Annotated in this window: 25 protein-coding genes and 1 rRNA gene; 15 read left to right on the top strand and 11 right to left on the bottom strand. The window is 40.9% G+C overall.

Annotation, left to right across the window (positions count from 1 at the left end; all coding sequences use genetic code 11):
* Positions 1-6 precede the first annotated feature (6 nt).
* A 5S ribosomal RNA gene (gene rrf, locus FO442_RS16495) occupies positions 7-120 on the top strand.
* An 87-nt stretch (positions 121-207) separates the two neighbouring features.
* On the opposite strand, the gene FO442_RS16490 is transcribed toward rrf, so the two are convergent.
* Positions 208-747 (bottom strand): 2'-5' RNA ligase family protein, encoded by a 540-nt coding sequence (locus FO442_RS16490; RefSeq protein ID WP_144334322.1) that lies wholly within the window; start codon positions 745-747, stop codon positions 208-210.
* A 73-nt stretch (positions 748-820) separates the two neighbouring features.
* Entirely contained in the window at positions 821-1,240 is a 420-nt protein-coding gene (locus tag FO442_RS16485) for a nucleoside-diphosphate kinase (RefSeq protein ID WP_144334321.1), read from the bottom strand.
* A 138-nt stretch (positions 1,241-1,378) separates the two neighbouring features.
* Between FO442_RS16485 and FO442_RS16480 the strand changes: the two genes are divergently transcribed.
* The 6 genes from FO442_RS16480 (at position 1,379) to FO442_RS16455 (ending at position 7,104) form a co-directional block, all read left to right on the top strand.
* Complete coding sequence (locus tag FO442_RS16480) at positions 1,379-2,044, top strand: metal-dependent transcriptional regulator (RefSeq protein ID WP_144334320.1); 666 nt, start codon at positions 1,379-1,381, stop codon at positions 2,042-2,044.
* The gene (locus tag FO442_RS16475; protein ID WP_144334319.1) at positions 2,041-2,943 is read left to right on the top strand and encodes a metal ABC transporter solute-binding protein, Zn/Mn family; all 903 of its coding nucleotides are present in this window, start codon (positions 2,041-2,043) and stop codon (positions 2,941-2,943) included. The genes FO442_RS16480 and FO442_RS16475 overlap by 4 nt, the downstream gene beginning before the upstream one ends.
* Positions 2,940-3,668, top strand: coding sequence for a metal ABC transporter ATP-binding protein (locus FO442_RS16470; RefSeq protein WP_144334318.1), 729 nt, complete (start codon positions 2,940-2,942; stop codon positions 3,666-3,668). Before FO442_RS16475 ends, FO442_RS16470 begins: the two co-directional genes overlap by 4 nt.
* On the top strand, positions 3,668-4,498 hold the full coding sequence (locus tag FO442_RS16465; RefSeq protein WP_144334317.1) for a metal ABC transporter permease: 831 nt from the start codon (positions 3,668-3,670) through the stop codon (positions 4,496-4,498). Before FO442_RS16470 ends, FO442_RS16465 begins: the two co-directional genes overlap by 1 nt.
* 1 nt (position 4,499) lies before the next feature.
* Positions 4,500-5,354: a metal ABC transporter permease gene (locus FO442_RS16460; RefSeq protein WP_144334316.1), complete on the top strand. Its 855-nt coding sequence runs from the start codon at positions 4,500-4,502 to the stop codon at positions 5,352-5,354.
* Between the two features lie 262 nt (positions 5,355-5,616).
* A complete protein-coding gene (locus tag FO442_RS16455; RefSeq protein WP_144334315.1) occupies positions 5,617-7,104 on the top strand; it encodes a DUF5723 family protein in 1,488 nt (495 codons plus the stop codon).
* On the opposite strand, the gene FO442_RS16450 is transcribed toward FO442_RS16455, so the two are convergent.
* From FO442_RS16450 to FO442_RS16430, 5 genes are all read right to left on the bottom strand, one after another.
* Positions 7,101-7,718 (bottom strand): NUDIX hydrolase, encoded by a 618-nt coding sequence (locus FO442_RS16450; protein WP_144334314.1) that lies wholly within the window; start codon positions 7,716-7,718, stop codon positions 7,101-7,103. The two genes, FO442_RS16455 and FO442_RS16450, sit on opposite strands and share 4 nt — an antisense overlap.
* Positions 7,715-8,323: a hypothetical protein gene (locus tag FO442_RS16445; protein ID WP_144334313.1), complete on the bottom strand. Its 609-nt coding sequence runs from the start codon at positions 8,321-8,323 to the stop codon at positions 7,715-7,717. The genes FO442_RS16450 and FO442_RS16445 overlap by 4 nt, the downstream gene beginning before the upstream one ends.
* Before the next feature lie 80 nt (positions 8,324-8,403).
* Positions 8,404-10,356, bottom strand: a complete 1,953-nt coding sequence (gyrB, locus tag FO442_RS16440) for a DNA topoisomerase (ATP-hydrolyzing) subunit B (RefSeq protein ID WP_144334312.1) — start codon at positions 10,354-10,356, stop codon at positions 8,404-8,406.
* Positions 10,357-10,516: 160 nt separating this feature from the next.
* Positions 10,517-12,175, bottom strand: a complete 1,659-nt coding sequence (locus FO442_RS16435) for a hypothetical protein (RefSeq protein WP_144334311.1) — start codon at positions 12,173-12,175, stop codon at positions 10,517-10,519.
* Positions 12,176-12,189: 14 nt separating this feature from the next.
* Positions 12,190-12,723, bottom strand: coding sequence for a glutathione peroxidase (locus FO442_RS16430; protein ID WP_144334310.1), 534 nt, complete (start codon positions 12,721-12,723; stop codon positions 12,190-12,192).
* A 64-nt stretch (positions 12,724-12,787) separates the two neighbouring features.
* Here FO442_RS16430 and FO442_RS16425 point away from each other — a divergent pair, with 64 nt between their 5' ends.
* On the top strand, positions 12,788-13,627 hold the full coding sequence (locus FO442_RS16425) for an OmpA family protein (protein WP_144334309.1): 840 nt from the start codon (positions 12,788-12,790) through the stop codon (positions 13,625-13,627).
* Between the two features lie 3 nt (positions 13,628-13,630).
* On the opposite strand, the gene FO442_RS16420 is transcribed toward FO442_RS16425, so the two are convergent.
* From FO442_RS16420 to folK, 3 genes are all read right to left on the bottom strand, one after another.
* Positions 13,631-14,281 carry a hypothetical protein gene (locus tag FO442_RS16420; RefSeq protein WP_144334308.1) on the bottom strand — a complete coding sequence of 217 codons (651 nt, stop codon included), beginning with the start codon at positions 14,279-14,281 and terminating at the stop codon, positions 13,631-13,633.
* An 80-nt stretch (positions 14,282-14,361) separates the two neighbouring features.
* Positions 14,362-16,062 carry a tetratricopeptide repeat protein gene (locus tag FO442_RS16415; protein WP_144334307.1) on the bottom strand — a complete coding sequence of 567 codons (1,701 nt, stop codon included), beginning with the start codon at positions 16,060-16,062 and terminating at the stop codon, positions 14,362-14,364.
* An 82-nt stretch (positions 16,063-16,144) separates the two neighbouring features.
* On the bottom strand, positions 16,145-16,681 hold the full coding sequence (gene folK, locus FO442_RS16410; RefSeq protein WP_144334306.1) for a 2-amino-4-hydroxy-6-hydroxymethyldihydropteridine diphosphokinase: 537 nt from the start codon (positions 16,679-16,681) through the stop codon (positions 16,145-16,147).
* 103 nt (positions 16,682-16,784) lie between these two features.
* Between folK and sppA the strand changes: the two genes are divergently transcribed.
* The 3 genes from sppA to FO442_RS16395 all read left to right on the top strand — a co-directional run bounded on the left by sppA (position 16,785) and on the right by FO442_RS16395 (position 20,363).
* On the top strand, positions 16,785-18,569 hold the full coding sequence (gene sppA / locus FO442_RS16405) for a signal peptide peptidase SppA (protein ID WP_144334305.1): 1,785 nt from the start codon (positions 16,785-16,787) through the stop codon (positions 18,567-18,569).
* A gap of 107 nt (positions 18,570-18,676) precedes the next feature.
* Positions 18,677-19,687, top strand: coding sequence for a UDP-N-acetylmuramate dehydrogenase (gene murB, locus FO442_RS16400; protein WP_144334304.1), 1,011 nt, complete (start codon positions 18,677-18,679; stop codon positions 19,685-19,687).
* 259 nt (positions 19,688-19,946) lie between these two features.
* Positions 19,947-20,363, top strand: coding sequence for a hypothetical protein (locus FO442_RS16395; protein ID WP_144334303.1), 417 nt, complete (start codon positions 19,947-19,949; stop codon positions 20,361-20,363).
* Between the two features lie 73 nt (positions 20,364-20,436).
* Here FO442_RS16395 and FO442_RS16390 read toward each other — a convergent pair whose 3' ends face one another.
* Positions 20,437-21,660 (bottom strand): DEAD/DEAH box helicase, encoded by a 1,224-nt coding sequence (locus FO442_RS16390; RefSeq protein ID WP_144334302.1) that lies wholly within the window; start codon positions 21,658-21,660, stop codon positions 20,437-20,439.
* 225 nt (positions 21,661-21,885) lie between these two features.
* On the opposite strand from FO442_RS16390, the gene FO442_RS16385 reads away from it, so the two are divergent.
* Genes FO442_RS16385 through FO442_RS16370 form a run of 4 tightly spaced genes read left to right on the top strand, consistent with a single transcriptional unit; the run spans position 21,886 to position 25,290 of the window.
* Positions 21,886-22,509 (top strand): FMN-binding negative transcriptional regulator, encoded by a 624-nt coding sequence (locus tag FO442_RS16385; RefSeq protein ID WP_144334301.1) that lies wholly within the window; start codon positions 21,886-21,888, stop codon positions 22,507-22,509.
* On the top strand, positions 22,506-23,612 hold the full coding sequence (locus tag FO442_RS16380; protein WP_186280205.1) for an ABC transporter substrate-binding protein: 1,107 nt from the start codon (positions 22,506-22,508) through the stop codon (positions 23,610-23,612). The genes FO442_RS16385 and FO442_RS16380 overlap by 4 nt, the downstream gene beginning before the upstream one ends.
* A gap of 3 nt (positions 23,613-23,615) precedes the next feature.
* A complete protein-coding gene (locus tag FO442_RS16375) occupies positions 23,616-24,593 on the top strand; it encodes a FecCD family ABC transporter permease (protein ID WP_144334299.1) in 978 nt (325 codons plus the stop codon).
* Positions 24,586-25,290, top strand: coding sequence for an ABC transporter ATP-binding protein (locus FO442_RS16370; protein ID WP_144334298.1), 705 nt, complete (start codon positions 24,586-24,588; stop codon positions 25,288-25,290). Before FO442_RS16375 ends, FO442_RS16370 begins: the two co-directional genes overlap by 8 nt.
* Positions 25,291-25,309: the final 19 nt, after the last annotated feature.

The following is a 25,309-nucleotide window of genomic DNA, read 5'->3' as shown; positions in this document are numbered from 1 at the left end:
ATGATTTTAGGTGTCTATAGCAACGAGGTCCACCTCTTCCCATTCCGAACAGAGAAGTTAAGCCCGTTAGCGCTGATGGTACTGCCCTTTTGAGGGTGGGAGAGTAAGTCGATGCCACTTTTAATAAAGCCGTTCCCAAAAGGAGCGGCTTTTTTGCGTTTTTGTTTTTTGAAAAGATGATGGAATAGATAAGGATAAAATCGCAGATCACTTCATACTGGAAAGAAGAATCCGATGTAGCAGTTGATAAGGGGTATTTCCGCTCTTTTTTAGCAAAACAATACTGTCACAGCTAAAGTTTCCGGAATATTGAAAATCATTAGCTGAAAAATCAGCGAATTGTTTTCTTGAAATAGTGCGGGCAATGGTTAAATGAAGTGTTTGCACGACTCCTTTAAAATGAGCAGAGAGTTGTTTCTGAAGCATATGAATAGACTCAGTGTGGTCAACTTTCAGAATGAAAGATCCATTGTTCCATAGTTCGCAACCATTTAATCCAATCTTAAAACATTCAATCCCGGCAAGAGCTTGTTTTATCTTTAAAATGATTAATTCATCAGAAAAATCAGAAGCTTCAAAGTAGCACAGGCTGATGTGTGGTTTGGACTTTAAGACCTGATCTGATAACGGAATGCTAGTATGAAGTAAATGTTTTAATTGAATTACCTTGTTTGTTGTTTGCTGATCGGGTTCAACACAAATGAGGTATTCATGAAGTTCACTTCCAAACATGTCTAATTGTTGCATTTGATCAAATTCTTTCTCATAAAAAAAGCCTCACTAAAAGTAAGGCCTTTATTTATCTTAATCTGAAAGTTTCTTAGAAAATCTCTGAATCTGCAAAATGGAATTTACTTTCAATGGCAGCATTCTCATCAGAATCAGATCCGTGAACGGCATTTCTTCCTTTTGATTCTGCGTAATACTTACGAATAGTTCCTTCAGCAGCTTCAGCAGGATCTGTCGCACCGATCAATGCTCGAAAATCAGCCACTGCATTGTCTTTCTCTAAAATTGCTGCAACAATGGGGCCTGATGTCATATATTCAACCAATTCACCGTAGAACGGACGTTCAGCATGTACTTCGTAAAACTTCTTTGCTTGCTCCTCAGTTAAACGTGTTAATTTCATCGCTTTGATCGAAAATCCAGCCTGGATAATCATATCAATAATTTTTCCCATGTGACCGTTTTCGATCGCATCTGGTTTTAACATTGTGAATGTTCTGTTGCCTGACATCTTAATTGATTTGAATAATTTGGTGCAAAAGTACAACTATTTTCCAAATATGCCGACATGCTAATTCAATGATCACACTTAATTCATCTAATTTTTAGACTAGTCTAAAAAAAGTTTTATATTTGTAAAAAAAGCAGCATGTTGCGTTTGACTCAAAGCGAAGAAAATTATTTAAAGGCGATTTTTACACTGAGCCAGGATACGGAAGGAGCGATTTCCACAAATGATTTGGCAGAAAAAATGCTTACGAAAGCCTCATCTGTGACGGATATGCTCAAAAAGTTGTGTGAAAAGGAATTGTTGGAGTATCAAAAATACCAAGGATGCGCACTCACAAATTCAGGAAAAGCACACGCTTTGGCCATTATCCGCAAGCACCGGCTCTGGGAAACTTTTTTGGTAGATAAACTGAACTTTGGTTGGGACGAAGTCCACGAGATAGCGGAACAGTTAGAGCACATTCAATCAACCGAATTAACAGACCGGTTGGATGAATTTCTTGGTTTTCCTAAAGTGGACCCCCATGGAGAACCTATTCCCGGTAAAGACGGAAGAATCGAATCCGTTTCGAACAGAATTCTTTTATCAGAGTCACTTGTTGGAATGAAAGCAATTGTCATGGGAGTGGAGGACGATCAAACGGAGTTTTTGCAATATCTGAATAAAATCGGACTGCACCTGGGTACGCCAATAGATATCGCGGATAAATTAAGTTTTGACGGGTCTGTTCTCGTTAACATGAATGGGAAGCAGGTTCAGTTTTCTATTACTATCGCCAAACAAATATCGATCAAGCCCCTATGAAACGTTTTGTTTACATTCTGATTTGCGCAGGCACTGTCTTTAGCTGTAAGGTGAAGCAAACAAAAGAGAATGAAAAACTGATTGTTTGTTCCACTTCCATAACTGCTGATTGTGTCCGACAGGTGGTTGGAAGCAAATTAACGGTCAAGTCACTCATGGGGCCTGGTGTCGATCCGCATACGTATAATCCGAGACCCAGTGATGTAGTGTTGTTGAATGATGCCAGACTCGTCGTGTACACGGGGTTCCATTTGGAAGGGAAAATGGCCGAATTGTTTAGCCGTTTATCGGAAAGAAAGGAAGTGATTTCTTTTCAATTGGATTTTCCCAAGCAAAGAATCCTCTATACGGACGGAATCACGCCTGATCCACACGTATGGTTTGATACCGATTCCTGGGTTCACGGTATGAATGGAGTGGTCGACAAGTTAGTGGAACTTTACCCGCAATATGAACTGGAGTTTAGAGAGAATTTTTACAGATTCATGATACAAGTTCAGCAAAAGACAAAGGAGTTGAAGCAAAAATTGAGTGAAATACCAGAAAAACAAAGGGTTTTAATCACTTCTCACGATGCATTTCATTATTTCGGGAGAACTTTTGATATTCGGGTAAAAGCACTTCAAGGAGTGTCCACTTCCCAGGAACCGGGAATGAGAGATGTGGTAGACCTGGTAGATTTTATTGTCGACCATAAGGTAAAAGCCATTTTTGTTGAAAATTCCGTGAGCCCGAAAGCATTAAAAAGTGTTTTAAGTTCGGTTGAACGCCGGGGATACCATGTAAAAATCGGGGGAACTCTTTTTTCAGATGCTTTGGGATCAAAGGGAAGCGGTGCCGACACCTATGTGGGAATGTTAACTCATAATGTGAATTCCATAAAAGAAGGATTGAAATGAAAAAGGCTGTTGAAATAAATGATCTGACCGTTTTTTATCGCGATACATTGGCTTTGGATAATGTGTCGGTATCCATAAATTCGGGAAAAATCACCGGGATTATTGGTCCGAACGGCTCCGGGAAATCCACTTTGCTGAAAGGAATTTTAGGAATTATTCCAGTAAAAAAAGGAACTGTAAGTTTTTTCGGAAGTTCGCTTGAAAAATACCGCTCAAAGATTGCTTATGTCCCGCAAAGAGAGTCCATTGATTGGGATTTCCCGATAACCGTGGAAGAAGTGGTGGCAATGGGAAGGATCCGCCCGAAAAAATGGTGGTCGCGGACTACGATGGCTGACAGGGAAATTGTAAAGGAAACCTTGAAAAAAGTGCAATTGTCTGAATTCGTCAACCGACAGATCGGACAGCTTTCGGGTGGTCAGCAGCAACGTGTTTTTCTTGCCCGGGCATTGGCACAGGAAGCCGAGTTGATCGTAATGGATGAACCGTTTGTTGGAATTGACATGGCTTCCCAGGAATCGATCTTATCCATCGTACAAAAACTCCGGGATTCGGGGAAAACGGTCGTAATTGTTCACCACGATTTATCCGTTGTAGCGGAATATTTTGATGAAGTGATATTATTGAACAAAAAACTGATCGCAAATGGTCCGATTAGCGAAATCCTGAAATCTGAAAATATTGAAAAGGCATACGGAATGACACTTTTATTGAATCGGAAGTAATGGACTTAAGTATTTGGATCGTATTCATAGGAACCGCTCTCATCGGGATTTCGGCGGCGTTGGTGGGAACATTTACCTTCCTCCAAAAGAAATCATTGATCGGTGATGCGATTTCACATTCCATTCTACCCGGAATTGTTTTGGCTTATATGATTTCCGGGCAACGCAATACACTGATCCTAATGCTCGGGGCATTTTTTTCAGGTTGGTTAGCAACACAGCAAATATCCTGGCTGCAGCGGAAAACCAAATTGAAATCGGATACCATTGTTGCCGCTACACTAAGTATTTTCTTTGCTTTGGGATTGGCTATGTTGTCGTACATCCAGGGAAGACCGGATGATGGACAAGCAGGATTAAGTGATTTTTTATTTGGAAAAATTGCGGCCTTAAATATAGAAGATCTGTATCTTTTTGCAACCGTTTCTGCGCTGATCATTGCAGTGACTTTTTTCAGATATCGGGTCATGTTCAGTTTTGCGTTCAACAAAGAGTTTATGATCAGCAAAGGGTTCTCGCTGCGGTGGAATGACTTTATCTTGAATTCGATGACCATTTTAGTGGTTGCAATGGGAGTTCAGGCTGTTGGAGTGGTACTGATGTCCGCCCTTTTAATCATTCCGGTATTAACAGCAAGGATGCTCACTTATCAATTGAGGTCTCTGATCACGCTTTCACTTATTTTCGGAACGGGTTCATCTTTAGCCGGATCTTATATTTCAATTTTGGGCAAAAATATTCCCACCGGCCCCTGTATCATTATGGTATTGAGTATGTGTGCAATTTCGGTTGCTCTTTTGCTGAGAGTGCCATTCAAAATAAAAAAATAAGATGAATGATCTGCTCATGATATTGACTGCTTGTTCTGTTGCGATACCCGCATCTTTGCTGGGTGTATTGTTGGTTTCAAAAAGCCTGGTGATGGTCGGAGATGCAATTTCGCATGCTGTTTTGCCGGGGATTGTTGTTGCTTATTTGCTTAGCGGAACCAAGGATTCTGTTCCAATGCTTTTCGGAGCAGCCATTACAGGGTTTTTAACGACTTTCCTGATTGACTTTTTGAGAAAAAAATGGCGCATACAGGAAGATGCGGCAATTGGGTTTACATTTACCTTCCTATTCGCACTTGGAGTATTAATGATTGCCATTTTTGCCGGGAAAAACAGTGATTTGGACCAGGAATGTGTTTTATATGGAGATTTGGAGACATCTATCCTGGACCAGGTGATTGTTGGTAGCTATTTGTATGGAACAAGAGCCATTTTACAATTGCTTCCCCTGACAATTACCTTGTTGATTGTAATTATTGTCGGCTTCAAGGGCTGGAAGGTTTGGGCCTTTAATCCGCAATTCGGATCTTTTATCGGAATTCCGATTCAGGCTTTTCAATTGGTGCTCATGTTATTGTTAAGTATCCATGCTGTTTTGAGTTTTGAAAGCGTGGGGGTTATACTCGTAGTAGGGTTATTGGTTTTACCGGCTGCAACAGCTTTACAGTTTTCCGGGACTTTGGCAAGAACTTTTTTATACTCTGCATGCATAGGAATAGTATCTTGTGTCTTTGGAGTGTTCCTTGGCAAGTGGATCAATATTTCAATTTCACCGTTAATTGTATGTGTGAATGGCTTGCTGTTTTTGATTTCCATATTTGTCTTGCCTTTCAAAAAAAGTATACGTTCCAGCTAAAGTTTAGTAAAATCTCCGTTTCAAGAATTCAAGAATAAACGCTTTATTTGAATAAAAAAAAATAAAATAAAGTTGTTATATCAATAAACTGGCTTACCTTTGTTTCAAGAACGACAATTTTCATAGTTGTTAGTTTTGGGTTTTATAGTTTTAGCATGGTTTAGCAAAAAGAGGAGTAAATGACATCGAATTTACTCCTCTTTTTGTTTTTACATAACCGAATTCCTGATTTTTTTGTTTCTTTAGGCTTCAAACTACAATTATGAAGCTAAAACTATTTCTTTTATTCCTTTTATCATATTCATTTTCATTTTCTCAAACGCAGGGAGTTGCCTTTCCGACAGTAGGAAAAGGAGTTGCAACGCCTTTTGTAACGGATTATCATGCACTGGGAATAAATACTTCGGCATTGGGTTGGAGGCCCAGATACGCAGGAAAGAAATTTACAACCGGAACTTCTGAATTTGCGTTTGGTGTTTCGTCTCCTTCACTGAATTCCCAAAAACTTCAAAACCTCACAAGTACTTTATACAATGCGGCACAGCATAAAAATCCCAATGAGGTAGATTATAAAAGACAATTGCAGTCCGCTGGTGATTACGCTGAGTCGGGGGTTGCCATTAATTTTGATTACAACTGGCTGGGATTTGCTTACTATGGAGAACGGTTCGGTGGTATCGCATTCAACATCCGGGAAAATTACAGCTGGTATTCAAAAATGAATTCCCAGACAACCGATTTATTATTCAGAGGGAAATTATCTTCTGTTTTTGATTCCCTGACGGTTGTGTATGGCTCGGATACTTCCCGTATTGCAAACAATGCGAATATTTCCGAGGACTCTTTGGGACATGTTGTCAGTGGCTCCTTAAATGTTCCGATCCGTATCAGTGAACTGACCAAGGGAACCCAGATTCAGATGGTTTGGAACAGAAGTTACAATGTTGGTTACGGTCGAAAATTATTCGGTAAAGATTCCGTATTTGAAGTATATGGAGGTGTTGGTGCACGATTGATCACTTCTATGGCTATGTTCAATATGACTTCCGATGACGACGGTTTAAGAATGTATTCGGCAATCACTCCTACATTCGATATTGACTACGGAAATGTCAGTGGTTCCAATTCGGTACCAAAGAAAAGTAAAGGAATGGCACCAGTTATGGGAACAGGATATGGAATAGATCTTTCAGCGAGTATCATTCTCTTCAACAAAGTGCGGATAGCTGCTGCGGTCAATAATATTGGTTCGGTCACTTATAAGCGAAATGTCTACAAGGTGAAGGATACTTTGTTTGCAAGTTTCAATTTAGGTGGCGTCAATAGTGATAACATTACGCAGACGGTTAATCAGCTGGTGCGAGACAATGGGTTGTTAACATTGGAAGGAGAGCAGAAATACACGGTAATTAATGCTTCTGATTTCAGATTCGGAGTAAGTTATGAGCCGATCAAGTACATTCGTTTAGGATTTGATGTTGTTGCTCCCTTCAATAAAGAAACTCCCGGATCCATTCAAAATCCGGTTTACTCATTTGGAGGAGATATCATCCCTGTAAAATGGCTTCAATTAAGTATCGGTTATTATGGTGGCGGAGTATATAAAAACAACATGCCGCTTGGTTTGACCTTTATTATCAAAGACGGAGCGTATGAATTCGGCATTGCTTCCAGAGATGCACTTAGTTTCTTTTTAAAAGACGGAACAAGTGTTTCAGCTGCTTTAGGTTTTGCACGTGTACGATTCTAGATCAGGATATCTTTCAGCTCATTTAGAATAAGAGCAGTTGCTCCCCAAATAAGAATGTCTCCCTGTTTAAAGTGCGGGACATTCTTCATGGTCAAATCCGCCTGAATCGGAATATCGATCCGGACAACTTCCGACGCGTACAGGGCCAGCAGATCCAATTCATAAATCGCTGCTACTTCGCGTTCAGAACGCATATAGTCGAATGATTTGTTTGGAGAGTAGAAAACGTAAGGAGTGATCAAAAATTGGCTTACAGGAACAAAAAGAGGGGTTAATTCTTTCAATAGTTCGAAGTTCCTTGCATGGACACCGATCTCTTCGTAACATTCCCGGATGGCTGTATCCAGCAAGTTGGTATCGTCCAATTCTTTTTTCCCCCCGGGAAAACTAATCTGTCCGCTGTGAGAACCATCGTATTCTTGTCTCCTGGTTACAATCGTACACAATTTACCTGCTTCATCGTGAAAAAGGATAATAGCAACAGCTGCATCCCGGAAAGTAATTCCCCGGCGTATTTGTTCCATCGAACTTCCTCTCGAAGGCATGAATGCAAAATGAGATTTTTCTCCGGGTAATTCCTTTTTGAACTTTGTAATTAAATCTGCGTGTGTCATTTCGATTTCCGTACGCTTTTCAGAATTCGCTCAAAATCGTCGTAAGTATAATTCATGATGGGTTTGCTTGTGATCCATTGGAACACATAGTAATCATTCTTCACTTTGATGGTAGAAGTCACATAATAGGTTTGACCGGAATAGGTTCCGTCGCCAGAAATTGTCTGAATAAGGCCTTTGTTCCTAAAGCTCTTCGGAAGTTCTTTTTTGATAGATACTCCGGAATTATTCAGGGATTCAAATCGACGCCAAACATAGGCGTCCTGGAAAGTGTTCAGCAGATCATCATCTGCTAAGACAAAATCGTAAACAAATTCCCGATTCAGGTCGGATTTATTAAATCGTTCCACAGAGAAATAAATATTAAATGCATTACTTGACCGGGTCAGGGACGAGTTTTTGATCGTATACGTGTGTGAGTAATTTTGCTTGAAATGATCCGGCAATTTAAATGAAATTCCTTCGTATTTAAGCGTTTTATTTAGGTTAAAATTGTAGTGGTTCTTTTTGAAATCTTCTCTGATTTCCTTGTTTTCCTTATCGAAATCATAACATCCTACGAACAGAAAGGTTGGAATGAACAAGAGTACTAATCGATAGATCATAAGACGGATTTCGTTTGACTAAAATTGATTTGGATATAAATATAAAAAAAGCCCGGACAATTATCATCCGGGCTTTCTATTTAGATATCAATTTTTGCGTATTTCGCATTCTTTTCAATGAACTCCCGTCTTGGCGGTACCTCGTCTCCCATAAGCATGGAGAAGATCTGGTCACATTCAGCGGCATTTTCGATGGTTACCTGGCGAAGCGTTCTGTTCTCCGGATTCATCGTTGTATCCCACAACTGTTCTGCGTTCATCTCACCCAAACCTTTGTATCGCTGTACGTTTACGGAAGAATCCGCGCCGTTTCCTTTTAATTCTGTAATTAAACGGTCACGTTGATCTTCATTCCATGCGTATTCTGCTTTTGTACCTTTTTTAACCTGGTAAAGAGGAGGAGTAGCAATGTAAATGTAACCGGATTCAATCAATTCCTTCATATAACGGAAGAAGAACGTCAGGATCAAGGTTTCGATATGAGAACCATCGACATCGGCATCACACATGATAATCACCTTGTGGTAACGCAGTTTCTCCAGGTTCAAAGCCTTTGAATCTTCCTCTGTTCCGATACGAACTCCGAGCGCAGTATAAATGTTCTTGATCTCTTCGTTTTCGAAAATCTTGTGTTGCATAGCTTTTTCGACGTTCAGGATTTTTCCGCGAAGTGGCATAATTGCCTGGAACATCCGGTCACGTCCTTGTTTTGCAGTTCCACCTGCCGAATCTCCCTCGACTAAGTAAATCTCACACAAAGAAGCATCTTTTTCCGAACAATCTGCCAGTTTTCCAGGTAATCCGGATCCTGACATCACGTTCTTTCTTTGAACCATTTCACGCGCTTTTCTGGCAGCATGACGGGCTCTGGCAGCAAGAATAACCTTGTCAACAATGATTTTTGCTTCGGCAGGATGTTCCTCCAGGTAAATCGTCAACATTTCCGAAACCCCTTGAGACACCGGAGCTGTTACTTCTCTGTTACCCAATTTGGTTTTCGTTTGTCCTTCGAATTGAGGTTCCTGCACTTTTACCGAAACAACCGCAGTCAATCCTTCACGGAAATCATCCCCGTCAATTTCGATTTTTTCTTTCGCCAGCATACCGCTGTCAGTAGCATATTTTTTCAGGGTGTTTGTCAAACCACGACGGAAACCTGAAAGGTGAGTACCACCTTCGTGGGTATTGATGTTGTTGACATATGCCTGGATATTTTCAGTATAGGAAGTGTTGTAAGTCAAAGCAACTTCTACCGGAATTCCTTCGCGTTCTCCTTCGAAATAAATGACGTCAGTGATTAGCGGTTCGCGGTTTCGGTCCAGGTATTGGGCAAACTCACGCAATCCTCCTTCGGAATGAAATACATCCGATGTTGCTTTTCCGTTTTCGTCAACTTCTCTTAAATCGGTAATGGTAATGGTGATTCCTTTGTTCAGGAAAGCCAATTCACGCATACGTGCGCACAAGGTGTCATAATTATATTCCGTGGATTCAAAAATACTTCCGTCCGGTTTAAACGTTACTTCCGTTCCATGTTTATCGGAATTGCCGATTTCACGAACCTCGTATAAGGGTTTACCGATGTTGTATTCCTGTTCAAATATTTTTCCGTCACGGTGCACAACAGCATGCAGGTGAGTAGACAAGGCATTCACACACGAAACACCCACACCGTGCAAACCTCCGGAAACTTTATATGTGTCTTTATCGAATTTACCACCTGCGTGAAGAACCGTCATAACGATCTCCAAAGCAGATTTTCCTTCTTTCGTATTGATACCTGTCGGAATCCCGCGACCGTTATCTTTAACGGTGATGGAGTTGTCTGCATTAATCCACACACCGATTGTATCACAATGACCCGCCAGTGCCTCATCAATAGAGTTATCAACTACCTCGTAAACAAGGTGGTGCAGACCTTTTACCCCAACGTCACCGATGTACATGGCAGGACGCTTACGAACGGCCTCTAAGCCTTCTAATACCTGAATATTATCCGCAGAATAATCCTGATTCTTTTTTTCTTCGCTCATAAAATAAATTGCTTAAAAAATGCATTTTTCAATGCCGAACAAATATACGAAATTTAAGCCGTTTTTACTAGCGGAAATGGGCTTGGGAGCGGGTACTTATCAACAAAATATTGACATTTTAAGGCAATAAAAAAGCCCCGATTTAATCGGGGCTTTCTGCTTAATCTTTAATTTTAATTCGGATCATAATATCCTGCTTCTTTTTGATGTAGAATTCTACTGCGAATTCATCATCACCAAGCTCTACAATTCGTTTAGGCGAGAATTGGAATAGTTCGTATCCCTGAGCATCTCTGGTATCCAAAATAGAGAGTTTTTTCACACTGCCTGATTCTTTATTGATTTGGTAAGCAGTCAGGAAACCTCCGCGTCCCTGTTCGTGACGTGCCGGAACTTTGTTTTCGTCCAACATCATGTTTTTTACGTTGTCCAGGAACATGATGTAGTAGTAGTTATCCGATTGAACTAATTTGTAACTCAACTCGCTGTTTCTAAAGAAGTTTGCACCAATGAAGCCACTAAAACTAACGAATCCAAATCCGGAACCGCTTGAGCTGCTGTGTTGTCTTTTCGGAAGTTTTTTCATATAAACCAACTCTCCGTTTTTGTCAATCTTAGCAGCCAACATTTCTTCAAAATAGTAATCATAAGTAGTATTACCTGTCTTTGTGTCGGTTCTTGTGATTACATAATATTTCTCAGCAGCAAAGAAAATACTTCCGTCGTCGTGGATCAGGATATCGCGTAATACCATGTTGGTCATTCCCAAATCCTTCCCTTTGTCTTCTTTTTTCTCCAGTTTTTCCTGACTTCTTTGAGACATGTATTGCTTGATCAATTCCAATGGGATCTCGAAATTCTTGAAATCAGACTGTGTACCATCTTTTGTTAATGAAAGGTAGAAAATACCGTCTGTTTGAATTCCTCTTTTGTTTCCGTAAAAACCTGCGATCATCAGGGCGTCGTTTTTACCTTCAAAGAAACTTGCCTGAGTAACAAATTTTCCCTTAACATCGATCTCTGAAGCATTTACATCTACTCCGGATTCGGAAATTGCAATTAACTGGTTGTCGAAATTAGGATTGTCATCACGGTCAAACTTTCTGGTTTCACCTTCTTTCATCACTTCAGATAAAATGAAAACATCTCCGTTTGAACCTACCGCGTAATCGATGTTGTCCATGCGTGCTTCCGTGTAAGGCATTTCAACATCTTTACCCCAAAGTTGTTTCATCGACTTGGAATCGAATACGTACAAACCAATGACGTCTTTGTTTACTTTATCATTGCGTGATTCCGGTTTCTTGCGGAAACGTACCAACAATTTAGAGTTATCAAAAGAGGTTGCTAATTTGAACTTGTTTCCATCTCCACCTGTAACTTTGCCTTCTACAGCAATGATTCTTTCACCTTCGTTTTCGAATTCTCCGGTTTTTAAGTTGATGGCTCTTACGTAAAGTTGTTCTACCTTATTGGGTTTGTCCCAAACAGAGTAAAGCAGGTAAACAAAATCCTCAGTTTCAATATCATCCTCGTAAACCGTTCCGTTTGGAAAATCTTCGTACAACTTACTGGATTCCTGGTTTAAAGGTGATCCGGAAAACTTTTGAATAGTCACTGAACGACTGTTCATTTTGAAGGAGACAACACCACCATCTCTTGATGAATAGCTTTTGATTGCAGCATCAACAACCGGATAAGGGTCACCGGCTTTGTATTCAAATTCCTTTGAAGTAGTTACTTTGTCATCTTGCGCTAACACCGTGCTTGCAAAGGTGGCGCCAATGAATGCTAAGGCAGCGAGGTTTCTAATTTTCATGTGTATATGATTGTTTATTTGTTTGCGATCCAGGAAGTAATCTCTTCTGACATGGGATTTGTTCCCGGAGCGATTACCTTAACCAATTTACCCTCTTCGTTGATCAGGTATTTTTGAAAATTCCATTTTACGGAATTGTCCGAATATCCGTTTTGTTTTTTCTCGGTAAGGAATTGATATAATGGGTGCATTCCCTTTCCTTTTACTTCGATCTTACTCATCATCGGGAAGCTTACTCCGTAATTCTTTTTACAAAACTCTTTGATCTCACTATTCGAACCCGGTTCCTGGGACATGAAATCATTGGATGGAAAGCCGATAATCACAAAATTCTGATCTTTATACATTTCATAGAGTTTTTCCAGGTCTTCGTATTGTGGTGTGAATCCACATTTTGAAGCGGTATTGACAATCATGACCTTTTTTCCTTTCAGGGATGCCAGGTCGAATTCCTTTCCATCAATATCGGTTACTTTGAAATCATAGATCGTTTGAGATGCAGCAATTACGCTTACAAGTACGAATAAAGAAAATAGTATTGCTTTCATAATCAAAAATTAGCTAAGTCTGCCTAAAAGGCAACTTTTTTCTAAAATTAACGAATAAGTAAACATGAAGTACCAACTTTTCTTTTTTTCAAGCTTTATCTCATTTATAATCAATGCTCAGGTTACCGGAGTTTGGAAAGGTGTATTGATTCGGGATGGACAAAAATTGGATCAGGCATCGATTATTTATTTTGATTTTGGAAAGGAACCGATCACCCGGGAAGAACTTCCGGGAAAGGATGGATACGTGGTCCGTGTGCTTAAAACGGAAACGAAAAACGGGGTGATCAAGGGCAAGCAGTCCACTATTGTAAAGAAAAAGGATCTCTACGGAAACCGGTGGTGTGCCCTGGAATTTGAAATGGCCTATGTGGATTCGACCGGTTATTTACAGGGTAAATTCTTTAGTCTGGAATGTAGAGGAGTCAGTGGGAAACTCGTTTGCTTTAAAGTGTCCGAAACGGTTTCAAAAGAGAAAACAGTGATTGAATTACAATCCTGGCGTCCTATTTTTTTAGATGATATTAAAAAAGGGCGGAAGTCGAGAGAAATCCGTGACCAGGAACGGAAAAACTTCCAGTTTGAACCGATCTATTTTGATTATGACAAAGCGGATATCCGGCCGGAATATGAAGCTTTTTTGAACCGGATCGTATATGTGATCAACAGCCATTCGGATTTGCGGGTACGTGTAACCGGTAATACAGATGCGGACGGATCGGACCAATACAACATCGGTCTTTCAGAGCGCCGGGCACAGGCAATCATTGATTTTTTTGTGAAAGCCGGATTGAAACGCGATCGCATTGTCATCGACTTTAAAGGGGAAAAGAACCCGGTTAGTGACAACAAATCTGAAGAAGGAAAGCAGTTAAACAGAAGAGTGGACTTTGAGTTTATTTAGTTCTTAAAACCGATCAACGAGTTCTTCGTCGGTTGAACTCAAGGAATTACTTGCTTTTTCTGCAAGCGCATTAATCCGTGGTTGTAAAAACCAAACCCCTACCGGAAAGAACCAGATCAGGAAAAAATCCCCGACAAAGTTTGAGAAACGCGCGTTTGTTTGCATTTCCACGCATTTAACGACTTTTGCCGAAAAGTAGATGGTGTGCAAAATACAGAAGATACTGAACAAATGAAGAATAAAAATAAGGATACCGAATAGCACGAGTTCGAAGATGGCATCTATATTTTGATGGGAAGTTGTTGTTGTTTTTACCGCAAAGGAGATAAAGAAAGGCAGGATGCAAAAATAGATGACCGGAATAAAAAAGAAGAGCTTGATTCGTGTCATCGGAAACCGGACTTTATCACTCACAAGCTTACTCAATTTGGTAATGACATTCCAGAACCAGGCAAATTGAATAAACCCGCTTAGTATGCCGATGACAGGAAAAAAGTAAGAGATCCAAATGAAATCTTCCGGGCTGGGAGGTCTTCTGTTGGTTACTGTAATAGCAGCAATGATGATAACAAAAATGATCATCGCAATGAAGGGAATCACTACAAGCGGAATGAATAATTGCCAGTGTTTGGCGCGAAGGAAGATGGAGTTCATAAATCCTGATTTTGGTAAGTTAAAGGTAATAAAAAAGCCCTGATGAACATCAGGGCTTTTGATATATAAGAAGTTATTTCTTACTTAATGAAAGACATAGAAGCGTCTTCAGCATACTTCAGGAACTCACGATCCTTAGCAGCTTTAGCTTTCCATGCAGCGTCTTTAGCGATTGCACTTTTCAAGTTGCTAACCACGTCAGTCAATTTACTTTGACGAGCAGCAGCAATTGCTTTCAGGTAATATCCCTGACCAGACTCTTTGTCTGTTGAATTATCGATTGTGCTGATCGCAGCAGCGGCATCACCATTCAACAATTGAGCCAATGCTTTGTTGAAAGAAGCAGTTCCACCGAATGCACTTACTGCATCTGCGTATTTACCGTTTTGGATCGCCAGGATACCTTTGTTGTAATTTACCTCTTCGCCAGCTCCGTTAGCCTGTCCAAACAGTTCAGCAGCTTTCTTACGATCTCCGCTTACTCCTGCAACAGCTCCCAAGTTGTTTTTAGAGATAGCGTTGTCTTTCAGGCCGTTTGCTTTTTCGAATTGAGACTTCGCTTCCGCAACTTTACCTTGGTTGTACAATACAACACCTACGTTGTTTGCAGCACGGTAATCAGAAGGATCCTTTTTCTCAGCTTCTTTGTACAAACGTAATTTCTCATTCAAATCTTCTGTCAAAGTAGCTGTAAACAACAACTCTTCCAATGTCAATTTTTGTGGATCTGAAGTAGAGATTGCTTTCAATTCTTCATCGGAATATCCTGTTAGATCGTAAACTACACTGATTTCAGCACGACGCAATAACGGGAAGATGTTTTTGTCTAATTCTGTAAATGATTTACCTAAGTTTCTCATTTCAGTCTCACGTTGATTCGGATCCGCATACATTTGAAGTACGCGCAGGATCAAATCTTTATCTTCTTGCTTGATTGCATTGTTTTTAGCTAACTGTACTTTGAACCCGTCAAAGTCCTCACCACGTCCTGCCAGGTTGTAAATTTCGCCTGAAGCTTTCTCATTTTTAGCTTTTTTAGCAACTTCCATAGTTGCAGCTTTTCCTGAGTTTGCACGGTCAGTAGACAAGTTGTCGTTGAACGCTACTTCCCCTTCAGGAGATGCAAAACCGGTAATGTTGATTGACTTGATATTGATTTTCGGATTGGATTGAGCAGCAGTCAACCAAGTTCCCAAATTCACGATATCCGTATCTTTGTATTCCGTTTTACGCACATCATGCTTCCCTTTCAGGTAGTTGATCTGAGCCATAGACGTTTTCTCGTTTACACGCTTGAATTCGTCTTTCGCATAAATACATTTGAAATTTTTGTTCACTAAGTAAGGAGTGATAATAGTCCCTTTTGCGATTTCTTTATCTTCAAACTGACCTGCTTTTTCTTTTCCTCCCTTGAATACTTTACCAGTTACGATTAACTCTGTGTACTCGAACTCAGGCTTGTACGGGATAACATCTGTGTATGTCATTGTTCCACCTGGTTTGTACTGAATTACTGTACCATTCGCTGTTGCTTTCTCTCCCTGAACGGTTACCGTTTTCAATGGTGTTCCGGCTAATTTCGGAGTGATTTCAGCGTATGCTTTTTTCTTAATTCCTTTCTCTGGGAATTTAACATCAATTTTTACGCGTACACTGTCAGCGTGCATCTCAAGAGGGCTTGGAGTTACTGTGTAATCCAGATCCTTTAAAAGATCACAACTTGAAACAAGCGAACCAGTTACAGCGATAAAAGCTAATCCTTTGATACTTTGCTTTCTCATATTCAATTGTTAGTTACTACCTTAATAAAATTCCTTGCAATAATAAACATTATTTTTTAACCTGTGAAAGATTAATCTGTATTTATTCATTGACAAGTGGCGGATTATAAACGACGAATGGAAAATCCGGGTTTTCGAATTTGCTTTTTAGTTCTTCAAAACTGACAGAAAGCGAATGAAAGAAAAACGAACCCGTTAGTTCATGCATCGGGGTGATTACAAACTGTCTTTCAGTAATATAGAGGTGTGGAATTGTTAACTCAGGCAATTGAATTCGTTGATCTTTAAACAGGAGGATGTCGAGGTCTATAATCCGGGATTCGTATCCGCTATCCAAATGCTTTTTTCGCCCCATTTTTTTTTCCACAAATTGAAGGGCTTTTAAACAATTCAATGGTTTCATTGAGCTAACACACTCAAATACAGTGTTTAAGAATAATTCATCGGATTCAAACCCCCATGCCTGGGTTTCGTAAATGGAAGATGTCCGTAAAATGCGGATTCCCAGGCTCTGAAGTTCCTTTGCCGCCTGTTTTATGTGCTCCAGGCGATTCCCTAAATTGGTACCGACACCAATATAAATGTATTCGTTGTAACCGGCTTTTTCCTGACTTACCATTCAAATCAATATTTGTCCTTTTGATGGAGTAAAGATAACTTACATCATTAATGGTGAAACGACTTTTTTTTTTGGGTGTATATTTGTTCCAAAGTTATATTCTATGTCAACGTCTACAGTTAAAGTTTCTTTTTGGCGCATTTTTTGGCCATCCTTACTGGCTTCCATGATCTTATCCGTTTTCGGATGGATTTTTTGGATCATTATTTTCGGGTCTGTGCTCGGTGAAGAACCGAAAGCGAAGGATCCGAGTGTTTTGCACATGACCCTCAGCGGAGCGATCGGTGAACGAAGTTCTTCCAAATTGAATCCTTCCAGTTTTAAAATGGATAAAACGAACGGATTGGCTGATATTTTGACCGGTTTGGAAAAGGCCAAAGCAGACAAGCATGTAAAAGGAATTTATTTGGAGTTGGGGAACGTTCAGTGTGGGTATGCTACCGCGATGGAAATTCGCAATGCACTCAAAGACTTTAAAAAATCCGGAAAATTCCTGGTGGCTTACCTGAATGGGGAAGTCATTACCCAAAAACAGTACTACATCAGTTCTGTTTCGGATGAAGTGTATGGCTTCTCCACTTCCGCGATGGAATTTATTGGTTTGGGGGGAGAGTTAATGTTCTTCAAAAACACTTTCGATAAATTAGGGATCGAAATGCAGGTAATTCGCGGTTCCGACAATGATTTTAAAAGTGCTGTGGAGCCATACTTCAGAACAGATATGAGCGATTCAAGTCGTTTGCAAACCCAGCGCTACATGGCTTCGATCTGGAGTGATATCCGGTCCCAGATTGCTGCTGACCGCAAGCTAACGGTTGCTCAATTGAATGATATTGCAGAAAACGCAAAAATTCAACGGGTGGATGATGCGGTGAAGTTCAAATTAATTGATGCGATGAAATACCGCGACGAAGTAGAAGATATTATTCTGAAAAAGTCCAAATTGAAAGATTTGAAGAACATCATGACTTTTGAGGAATATGCTGCAAAAGGATTCAAGAACAAACAACTGGCTTATGACAATGAAACGGCGACAGCGAATGTTGCTGTGATTGTAGCAGAAGGTGCTATTACTGTTGACGGAGATGAAATGACATCCCATAAGGTGTGTAAATATTTCAGAGAAGTGCGCAACAACGATAAAATTAAAGTAGTGGTTTTCAGAGTGAACAGTCCGGGAGGAAGTGCGCTTGCTTCGGAAGAAATCTGGCGAGAAGTTTCCCTGACAACCAAAAAGAAAAAGGTAATCGTTTCTATGGGAGATGTTGCGGCTTCAGGTGGTTATTATATTTCTACACCTGCATCAACGATCTTTGCGGAACCAACAACCATTACGGGTTCAATCGGTGTTTTCGGAGTAATTCCTTATACGGGGGCTTTTCTGGAAAATAAATTGGGACTGACCTTCGATCGTGTTCAAACCAATAAGCACAGTGTATTGTCTACAAACAGAAAACTAACTCCGGAAGAAGTGTCTTTGATTCAGACAGAAGTGGACCAGATCTACACTCAATTCAAAAAACGTGTAGCTGACGGAAGAGGTTTGACAGTGGCACAGGTGCACAAAATTGCCCGCGGAAGGGTGTGGACAGGAGCGGATGCCCTGAAGATCGGGTTGGTTGATAAATTGGGTGGAGTAAACGATGCATTGGCTTATGCGATCAAGGAAGCGAAAATCAAAGACGCGCGTGTTCAGTACTACCCGAAAGTAAAAGAAGATCCGATTGAAGATTTGTTGGACCAGTTGTCAGATGGAGACGAGGAATCGTTGAAGATCAAACAAAATGCTATTCCGAAAGTAATTGATGACCTGACAAAACGCCTGATGAAATTGGAATCATATACCGGAATTCAAATGAGAATGCCCTACGAGATCGATCTTCACTAATTGAAAATTGATCATGTTATAATTGAAAAGGTGGTTACGTGAAATCGGAGCTACCTTTTTCTTTTCAATTATACATTTTACATTCTCCATTCAATTAATTTTGCACCATGATCGAACACAATATCTCTTTAAAACCTTACAATACCTTTGGGATTGATGTCAAAGCCAAATCATTCGGACGTTTCAGATCGGTAGATGAATTGAAAGATCTGTTGCGCAGCAGAGATAAAGAGATACCCCTGTTCATTCTGGGTGGCGGAAGCAATGTTTTGTTGACAAAGGACTTGCCTTATTTTGTTTTAAAAAATGAAATTTCAGGAATTGAACTGGTGAACGAAACGGAAACACACGTAGTTTTGAAAGTAGGTTCCGGTGTGGAATGGCATTCCTTTGTGCGCTACACCGTTGAAAAAGGATGGGGAGGAATAGAGAATATGAGTTTGATCCCGGGAAGTGTCGGCGCAAGTCCGATGCAGAACATCGGAGCTTATGGTGCAGAGATCAAAGATACCTTTGTTTCATTGGAAGCACTGCGCATCGATACGTTGGAAATGTGTACGTTCAATAAGGAAGAATGCCGTTTCGGATACCGCGAAAGTGTGTTCAAAAGAGCGTTGAAAGACCAATACGTAATCGTTTCGGTTTCTTACGAGTTGTCAAAAAATCCGAAGATCAATACTACCTATGGTGCCATCCAATCCGAAATAGAAGTGATGGGTGTGAATGAAGTTACGGTGGATACGGTGAGCCAGGCTGTCATGAATATCCGAAGAAGTAAATTACCGGATCCGAATGTGTTGGGCAATGCGGGAAGTTTCTTCAAAAATCCCGTGGTTTCAAAAGAAGTTTTCGATGAGTTGTTGCGCAATTACCCGGATGCCCCGCATTACCCGCAGGAATCCGGAGAGGAAAAACTGGCGGCCGGTTGGTTGATCGAAAAAGCCGGATGGAAAGGAAAGCGCATTGGAAACTGTGGTGTTCACGAAAAACAGGCTTTGGTACTTGTGAACTACGGAGGAGCAAGTGGTCGTGAAATTTACGATTTGTCAACCGCGATTATTGAAGATATCCAGTCCAAATTCGGAGTGACATTGGAGCGCGAAGTGAATATTCTTTAGCCTACTAAATCCATTTAGGGCTTAAATGAGTAAAGTCCGTGTTTGAATGAATATTTATGCTTGCATAATGATTAAATCTTGGTTTTTGATGAATTACGTGTTTTTGATGGTGTTTTGCAACTATCAGTAAATATGCGGTTTGTTTCATTGAGTTGACTTGTTGGAATTTCCACAGATTTGATTTCTGTTTAATTATTTCATAGCTTTTAGATAGTTAATAATGAAAGCCGTTATTAAGATCATCTTAAAACACACTGCTATGAAAACTACAATTACCATTTTAGCTTTACTTTGTTTCAGCTTCGTAGGATTCTCTCAAGCTAACACCGTTACCCTCATTCAGAAATTCGCCGATTGTGCGCCCGTTACCCAGCGTTTGATCCAGGCGAATTTCTCCACCCAGGAGCGCATGGAACTGGAAAGCGATGCGCGCAAGCTTGCTAAATTGAATTATGTGATGGCACAATCTTACCGCTTTGCCGACAATCAGATGGTTCTTCGCTCACAAAGACAATTATTTGATGCGAAATTATACGATTCTTATCGCAAAAAAGATCGCCGTGTGACCGTTTTTGACTCAACTACCGGATTGTATGTGGAATTGTACTCCTGGAATGAAATGGACGCGCAGCTTTCCCAGATCGATCTTCAATACGATATTGCCTTCTCCAAATAAAAAATGCCATCGAAAGATGGTTTTTTTATTAATTACGAATGCTCCCGTCAGTATGACTTTCACTCGGAATTGATCACCAGGTGTCCTGTGTTCCGTCTTCCTCGTTTGCTTCGTCCAACAATTTTTTCCAGTTGTAAGTAGTGTCTTCGGTGTCTTTCAAGATGGCAGAATAATCGCCTTTACTGATTACGATTTCTTCGATGTCGTATCCCAGGTACAATTCAATTTCTTCCAGCGTTTTCTCTTCTTCCTTGCTGCAGAAAGAAAGTGCCTGTCCTTTGTTTTCTCCACGGCCTGTTCGCCCGATTCGGTGAACGTACTGTTCTCCCTGCTCCGGTAAGTCGTAGTTTATGACGTAATCTACGCCCTGAATATCGATTCCTCGGGCAGAAACATCCGTTGTAATCAATACCTTATTTTCTCCGGAGCGAAACCGCTCCAATACGTTGAACCGTTCTTTTTGTTCCACATCTCCATGAAGTGCCTCCGAATGGATACCGACCCGCTCCATTGCTGCAACCACACGTTCGCAGCGCACTTTGGTGCGGACGAAAACTACGTATTTCAGCGCTTCGTATTCTTTGATGATGTTCTCCAAAAAGAAGCGTTTATCGTCCATTTCTACTTTGATGTACCCGTGTTCTATGTTTTTTGCCACCGGATCTTTCGGTGAGATCTGGATGCGGATCGCATCGCGAACCAAATCGTAGGCCAAAGCCTTGATTTTTTTGTCAATTGTTGCGGAGAAGAACAGGGTTTGACGATTTCGCTGCGGTGAAAGTTTGTGAATGGCTTTCATGTCGTGTGCAAAACCCAGGTCCAGCATTCTGTCAGCCTCGTCCAGTACAAGAAATTGGATGGAATCCAGCGAAAGATGGCCTTGCGAGCGCAAATCGAACACCCGTCCCGGAGTTGCAACGATCACGTCGGTCCCGCGTTTCAATTCCTGGATTTGCTTATCTTGTTCCAATCCGCCCAGGATTGCGGTGACTCTTAAATCAGAACCTTTTGCAATGCTTTCGAATGCTTGTTTGATTTGTTCCGCGAGTTCCCTTGTAGGAGCCATAACGATGCATCTCGGACTTTTTGATTTTGCTTTGGATGTACTCAATTTGTGAACAATCGGGATCGCAAAAGCGGCCGTTTTTCCCGTTCCGGTTTGTGCAATACCGAAGACATCTTCTCCGTTGAGAATAGGTGTAATCGCTTTGAATTGAATGTCTGTTGGTCTTTTAAATCCTAAAACTTCTAATTGCGCTTTAATTTCTTTGGAGATGGGATAATCCGAAAATAACATGAACCAGTTTTTTACAAAGTTAATCCAAATTTTGGTCTCCCGCGGATTGCACGGATTTCGCAGCTGCATAGTGGAATATTTCCGGCAGAATTAAAACAGGCCTTTATTCGCATGACATTAACAGGTTCCCGGGTTGTTTTATCATTGGTTTTCATTTGGAACCAGGATTGTGCAGCATTGTTATGATATGAAAGGAATATCTTCCCGAAATGGTATATTTGCTTTATGTATATCCCGAAGGATTTTGAGTTGAAAGATCAGGAGCAGGTGCTGAAGTTTTTGAAACAGCATCCCTTCGGGTCATTGACGGTAAATGATGTGGATGGATTTCCTGCAGTCGTTCACATTCCTTTTACCTGTGAATTCAATGATTCTGCGAAGTGCCTGGAGTTTCATGTGGCAAAATCAAACCCGATCAGTTCGGCTATTTCAAAAGAAAAGCGGGGAAAGATGATTGTTTTAGGTGCTCACGGGTACATTTCATCTTCCGTTTATACGCATGTCAACGTTCCGACTTACAACTATGAAGCGGTTCATATTTCCGGTAAGCTGGAAGAACTGACAGAGCAGGAATTGATAAATCACCTGACCAGACTGGTGGATTCCTTTGAATCTGACCGCGAGAACAAAGTGCATCTGAGCCAATGGCCGCAAGATTTGATAGAGGCATACCTAAAGGAAATTGTCGGCTACCGGATCGAAATCCAACACTTTGAAGCGGCATTTAAGCTGTCGCAGAATAGAAATGAAGTAGATTTTAACCGGATCCTGACTGACCTGAATATACGAACTTCGAATGACCGGCAGCTTGCCGAAGCCATGAAACACGCAAAATGCCCTGTCCAATGAAAAATACCTTAGTGATTTGTTCCCTGCTTATCTTCTTGTTTTCCTGTACGACCAGGCAGAAAGAAACAGCTAATGTTGAAGTGAAGGGATTCGAATATGCTCAATTGGTTTCTATCGAACAAAAATCGGGATACAAAGAATTAATCATTAAAAACCCGAAGACATTAAAAGTGGAAAGCCGTTATGTACTGTTTCCGCGCAATTCTAAAATGAAACGTCCGAAAAATGGGAAGATCATTGAGGTTCCTGTTCAACATATGGCAGCTCTATCTACTTCTTTTGTGGGGATGCTGAATGCAATCAAAAGCATAGGAGCCATTAAAGCTACAACTGAAGAACAATATATCTCGAACAGGCAATTACTGAAAGGGATTAAAGCAGGAAGAGTACTTACGGCAGGTTATGAAACAGGTTTAACTCCTGAAGCCGTTTTAAAAGCAGAAATTCCGTTGATTGTTTTCAGTGGTTTCGGTCAACCTTTTCCGAATGAGGACAAGTTTGCGCAATTGGGAGTTGTCTGTATGGCAAATTACGACTGGGAAGAAAAACATCCGCTGGGAAAAGCTGAATGGATCAAGGTTTTTGGAGCCCTGGTTTGCAAAGAGAAGGAAGCAGACACTTATTTTAACCAGGTCGTTAAATCTTACCGGGAACTGAGAAAGCAGATCACTTCCGGTTCTGAAACGAAACGAAACCAGAAAACAGTTTTGTGCGGTGGATTGGCGGGAGATATTTGGTATGCACCTGCCGGAAAATCTTTTATGGCCGGAATCATGAAAGATGCCGGGATGAATTATTTTTATAAAAATACCACGGGCACGGCGAGTATTTCTCTGAGTTTGGAACAGGTTTTTAATGACGACCGGTCGTGTGATGTGTGGATCAATGCCGAAGCATCTACTTTGAATGAGCTGTTTGAGTTGAATTCCAAGTTCAGGTATTTCCACACGGTCCGGGAAGGGAAAGTCTACAGTTACATGCATGATCCCAATTATTACTGGGAATATAGCCAGGTAAATCCCCATTGGTTACTGGAAGATTTTATGCGGATCAACCGCGATGATACGCCGGCCAATTTACATTTTTATAAGCAGTTGAAATAAATTATGTGGAAGAAGCACCTGTTTTCATTTGCCGTGTTTATCGTGATTACCGTGATTACGATCGGTTTTCCACATGGAGATGATCCCTGGTTCTCCTTTCTAACTACTTCTGATAAGCAAGCCTGGCAGTTGTTTGTAATTTACAGGGTTCCCGAAGTGTTTATAGCTGTTGTCGCAGGATTTGCCTTATCCATTGCGGGATTGCTTTTACAAACAACTTTGAACAATCCACTCGCAGGACCTTCCATTTTGGGACTTACCGCAGGTTCGCATTTAATGGTTGCATTGACTATTATGGGAAGTTCGATGCTCGGACTGGAAATATTGGATCTCGGAATTACCGTTTCAGCCACTATCGGTGCTTTGGTTTTCGGGTTGCTGATTCTGGTAATTGCAGCCAGGATCCGTTCGATGGTTTCTTTGCTTTTAGTAGGAATGATGTTGGGTACTTTTGTTTATTCGATTACAAATATTATCCTGATGAAGGCCGATGCGAACAGCGTCAAAGCTTTTTCCATCTGGGGCATGGGTTCTTTACAGCAGGTCAGTATTGATCAGGTTCCCCTGATTACCTTGCTTTTCCTGATCGGGATCGGTTTGGCCTTTTTATTGACAAAACCATTGAACGCTCTGATCCTGGGTGAAAAGCCCGCAGCCATTCTCGGGGTAAAAGTGAAACAAACACGTTGGAAAATCATTTTTGTGGTTTCCCTATTGGCGGGATTGGTAACGGCATTTTGCGGACCGATTGGATTCGTTGGACTAATCGTTCCGAATTTGGTGCGTATGTTCTATAAAACGGCACGGCACGGTCATTTACTTTTGGCTTCGGGACTCATTGGTGCCAGCGTGATGGTTTTGTGTGTCTTGCTGATTCGCATTTTTGAGCCCATTATGGTCCTGCCGATTAATAGTTTAACAGCTTTGCTTGGTGCACCGATTGTTCTGTTCCTGTTACTTAAAAATATTCGCAATGCTTAAGTTCGAAAATTGCAGCATAGGACATGATCGGACCTTGTATGAAATTCCGGAATTGGAATTGCGGAGGGGGGAATTTGTGGCCTTAATCGGAGCGAATGGTTCGGGCAAATCGACCTTAATGGATTCCCTGGTCCAGGGTAAATTTCCAGATGGAAAAGTGAGTATTGAAGGACGGAACTGGATTGACTTGAAGCTGATGGAACGGGCTCATCAAATTACCTTGGTCGACAATCATTTCCTGGGTTTTGATTACCTGAAGGTGAGTGAGTACCTGGAATTAGGCCGGCATTCCTATACCAATTTCACCGGACGATTGACTGCCGAAGACCGGTTGGTCGTTCAAAAGTACATTCAAATCCTGCATTTGGATTCTCTGTTGGGGCAATCCACTTCGACTCTGAGTGACGGCGAACGTCAACGCGTTGGAATTGCCAAAGCATTGATCCAGGAAACTCCAATCATTCTTCTGGATGAACCGACCGCTTTTTTGGATTATCCTACGAAGAGAGAAGTGATGTCTTTATTGGGACAAATCGCCGCAGAAAGCAACCGGATGGTGATGATTGCTTCGCATGACATTGATTTTTGTATCGAATACTGTTCCCGGATTTTGATTATTGAGAAGGATTCCAAAATCCTGAGATCGTATCAGGCAATTACACATGATGAGTTAGTGACTAAGGCATTTGGAATCTAATACCAAATTGGCAAACATC

The sequence above is a fragment of the Fluviicola chungangensis genome (assembly GCF_007558725.1).
GTDB classification, from domain to species: domain Bacteria; phylum Bacteroidota; class Bacteroidia; order Flavobacteriales_D; family Crocinitomicaceae; genus Fluviicola; species Fluviicola chungangensis.
This window is presented reverse-complemented; position numbering and strand designations above follow the sequence as displayed.

Excerpts from the sequence above, each read along its gene's own strand:
- FO442_RS16390 (WP_144334302.1), bottom strand. The coding sequence starts at position 21,660 with ATGTTATTTTCGGATTATCCCATCTCCAAAGAAATTAAAGCGCAATTA.
- FO442_RS16465 (WP_144334317.1), top strand. The coding sequence starts at position 3,668 with ATGGACTTAAGTATTTGGATCGTATTCATAGGAACCGCTCTCATCGGG.
- sppA (WP_144334305.1), top strand. The coding sequence starts at position 16,785 with ATGTCAACGTCTACAGTTAAAGTTTCTTTTTGGCGCATTTTTTGGCCA.
- FO442_RS16480 (WP_144334320.1), top strand. The coding sequence starts at position 1,379 with ATGTTGCGTTTGACTCAAAGCGAAGAAAATTATTTAAAGGCGATTTTT.
- FO442_RS16485 (WP_144334321.1), bottom strand. The coding sequence starts at position 1,240 with ATGTCAGGCAACAGAACATTCACAATGTTAAAACCAGATGCGATCGAA.
- folK (WP_144334306.1), bottom strand. The coding sequence starts at position 16,681 with ATGGTAAGTCAGGAAAAAGCCGGTTACAACGAATACATTTATATTGGT.
- FO442_RS16450 (WP_144334314.1), bottom strand. The coding sequence starts at position 7,718 with ATGACACACGCAGATTTAATTACAAAGTTCAAAAAGGAATTACCCGGA.
- FO442_RS16385 (WP_144334301.1), top strand. The coding sequence starts at position 21,886 with ATGTATATCCCGAAGGATTTTGAGTTGAAAGATCAGGAGCAGGTGCTG.
- FO442_RS16435 (WP_144334311.1), bottom strand. The coding sequence starts at position 12,175 with ATGAAAATTAGAAACCTCGCTGCCTTAGCATTCATTGGCGCCACCTTT.
- murB (WP_144334304.1), top strand. The coding sequence starts at position 18,677 with ATGATCGAACACAATATCTCTTTAAAACCTTACAATACCTTTGGGATT.
- FO442_RS16445 (WP_144334313.1), bottom strand. The coding sequence starts at position 8,323 with ATGATCTATCGATTAGTACTCTTGTTCATTCCAACCTTTCTGTTCGTA.
- FO442_RS16370 (WP_144334298.1), top strand. The coding sequence starts at position 24,586 with ATGCTTAAGTTCGAAAATTGCAGCATAGGACATGATCGGACCTTGTAT.
- FO442_RS16395 (WP_144334303.1), top strand. The coding sequence starts at position 19,947 with ATGAAAACTACAATTACCATTTTAGCTTTACTTTGTTTCAGCTTCGTA.
- gyrB (WP_144334312.1), bottom strand. The coding sequence starts at position 10,356 with ATGAGCGAAGAAAAAAAGAATCAGGATTATTCTGCGGATAATATTCAG.
- FO442_RS16415 (WP_144334307.1), bottom strand. The coding sequence starts at position 16,062 with ATGAGAAAGCAAAGTATCAAAGGATTAGCTTTTATCGCTGTAACTGGT.
- FO442_RS16455 (WP_144334315.1), top strand. The coding sequence starts at position 5,617 with ATGAAGCTAAAACTATTTCTTTTATTCCTTTTATCATATTCATTTTCA.
- FO442_RS16460 (WP_144334316.1), top strand. The coding sequence starts at position 4,500 with ATGAATGATCTGCTCATGATATTGACTGCTTGTTCTGTTGCGATACCC.
- FO442_RS16375 (WP_144334299.1), top strand. The coding sequence starts at position 23,616 with ATGTGGAAGAAGCACCTGTTTTCATTTGCCGTGTTTATCGTGATTACC.
- FO442_RS16430 (WP_144334310.1), bottom strand. The coding sequence starts at position 12,723 with ATGAAAGCAATACTATTTTCTTTATTCGTACTTGTAAGCGTAATTGCT.
- FO442_RS16475 (WP_144334319.1), top strand. The coding sequence starts at position 2,041 with ATGAAACGTTTTGTTTACATTCTGATTTGCGCAGGCACTGTCTTTAGC.
- FO442_RS16420 (WP_144334308.1), bottom strand. The coding sequence starts at position 14,281 with ATGAACTCCATCTTCCTTCGCGCCAAACACTGGCAATTATTCATTCCG.
- FO442_RS16425 (WP_144334309.1), top strand. The coding sequence starts at position 12,788 with ATGAAGTACCAACTTTTCTTTTTTTCAAGCTTTATCTCATTTATAATC.
- FO442_RS16380 (WP_186280205.1), top strand. The coding sequence starts at position 22,506 with ATGAAAAATACCTTAGTGATTTGTTCCCTGCTTATCTTCTTGTTTTCC.
- FO442_RS16490 (WP_144334322.1), bottom strand. The coding sequence starts at position 747 with ATGCAACAATTAGACATGTTTGGAAGTGAACTTCATGAATACCTCATT.
- FO442_RS16470 (WP_144334318.1), top strand. The coding sequence starts at position 2,940 with ATGAAAAAGGCTGTTGAAATAAATGATCTGACCGTTTTTTATCGCGAT.